Source organism: Chitinasiproducens palmae (assembly GCF_900095735.1).
Taxonomy (GTDB): Bacteria; Pseudomonadota; Gammaproteobacteria; order Burkholderiales; family Burkholderiaceae; genus Chitinasiproducens; species Chitinasiproducens palmae.
This window is the reverse complement of sequence record NZ_FNLO01000027.1, coordinates 1-1,438: the sequence shown is the minus strand read 5'-3', so window position 1 is coordinate 1,438 and position 1,438 is coordinate 1. Positions and strand designations below refer to the sequence as shown.

Below are 1,438 nucleotides of genomic sequence, written 5' to 3'. Positions count from 1 at the left end.
GCGCAAACGCACTGGTTATAGGATCAAGCCTCACGGGCAATTAGTACTGGTTAGCTTAACGCATTACTGCGCTTCCACACCCAGCCTATCAACGTCCTGGTCTTGAACGACCCTTCAGGGGAATCGAGTTCCCAGGGATATCTCATCTCAAGGCGAGTTTCCCGCTTAGATGCTTTCAGCGGTTATCTCTTCCGAACATAGCTACCCGGCGATGCCACTGGCGTGACAACCGGTACACCAGAGGTTCGTCCACTCCGGTCCTCTCGTACTAGGAGCAGCCCCCTTCAAATATCCAACGCCCACGGCAGATAGGGACCAAACTGTCTCACGACGTTTTAAACCCAGCTCACGTACCTCTTTAAATGGCGAACAGCCATACCCTTGGGACCGGCTACAGCCCCAGGATGAGATGAGCCGACATCGAGGTGCCAAACACCGCCGTCGATATGAACTCTTGGGCGGTATCAGCCTGTTATCCCCAGAGTACCTTTTATCCGTTGAGCGATGGCCCTTCCATACAGAACCACCGGATCACTATGACCTGCTTTCGCACCTGCTCGACTTGTCGGTCTCGCAGTTAAGCACGCTTATGCCATTGCACTATTAGCACGATTTCCGACCGTACCTAGCGTACCTTCGTACTCCTCCGTTACGCTTTGGGAGGAGACCGCCCCAGTCAAACTGCCTACCATGCACTGTTCCCGAACCCGATTCAGGGTCCCAGGTTAGAACCGCAAACAAACCAGGGTGGTATTTCAAGGATGGCTCCACAAGAACTAGCGTCCCTGCTTCAAAGCCTCCCACCTATCCTACACAGATTTGTTCACAATCCAATGCAAAGCTACAGTAAAGGTTCATGGGGTCTTTCCGTCTAGCCGCGGGTAGATTGCATCATCACAAACACTTCAACTTCGCTGAGTCTCGGGAGGAGACAGTGTGGCCATCGTTACGCCATTCGTGCAGGTCGGAACTTACCCGACAAGGAATTTCGCTACCTTAGGACCGTTATAGTTACGGCCGCCGTTTACCGGGACTTCAATCAAGAGCTTGCACCCCATCATTTAATCTTCCGGCACCGGGCAGGCGTCACACCCTATACGTCCACTTTCGTGTTTGCAGAGTGCTGTGTTTTTATTAAACAGTCGCAGCCACCAGTTTATTGCAACCCTTTTGCCCTTCTGGCGCAGGCCAGTCAAGCTACCAGGGCGTACCTTATCCCGAAGTTACGGTACCAATTTGCCGAGTTCCTTCTCCCGAGTTCTCTCAAGCGCCTTAGAATACTCATCTCGCCCACCTGTGTCGGTTTGCGGTACGGTCTCGTTAGACTGAAGCTTAGAGGCTTTTCTTGGAACCACTTCCAATTGCTTCGCAGCACAAGGCCGCTCGTCCCACACCCTTGAATTCCGCACCCGGATTTGCCTAAGTGCCTTCTCCAATG

The 1,438-nt window shown here is 52.9% G+C and carries 1 rRNA gene; it reads right to left on the bottom strand.

Annotated elements, in window-relative coordinates:
* Nucleotides 1–19 precede the first annotated feature (19 nt).
* Nucleotides 20–1,438 (bottom strand): 23S ribosomal RNA (locus tag BLU54_RS22965); the annotation flags it as partial.